Source organism: Oleiphilus sp. HI0043, from assembly GCF_001634935.1.
On the sequence record NZ_LWEY01000118.1, the window covers coordinates 1 to 503 of the forward strand.

The 503-nt window shown below is 43.1% G+C and carries 1 pseudogene; it reads right to left on the reverse strand.

Annotated features, from left to right (window positions below):
- Positions 1-388, reverse strand: a pseudogene (locus A3729_RS32060) (hypothetical protein); the annotation flags it as partial.
- Positions 389-503 lie beyond the last annotated feature (115 nt).

Sequence of the window (503 nt, forward strand, 5' to 3'; positions counted from 1 at the left end):
AGAAGTCTAGAATATTCGGTGTGTTACCACCGATAAACTCATTCGAGCTTAAGTTTTCTGATAGATAGCTTAGACCTTGCTTAATATGTTTGTTGGCTGATCTAGGGCTGCCGAGGGATACCGAGGCTTTGGCGCCCATTTCTATCCTGTCTTTCAAGAACAGAAGTAAATTCCATAAGCCTTTGTCTTTAGCAATACGTCGAAGTAATGATAAAGAGAATGCTTTATTTACACATGCAAAAAATAGCTTTGATTCAAGCCATTGTCTTTCAGTTAGAAGGCCTTGATTCAGAGCTTCGTTGGCTAACGATGGTTCGTCAGCGATAGCGGCGAGTTCATCAGCTATAAGGCTCGTATCACAAAAAATATCAGCTCCCACCTGTGCCACTGGTATTCTGTTATAACCTCCTGAAAGTAAGTCCAGTTTGCCTCGTGGCGGCGCTTCTGAGGTCAGACAGGAGGACCACTCTTGGTTGGTATAGCCAAGCATCGCTCTTATTTTT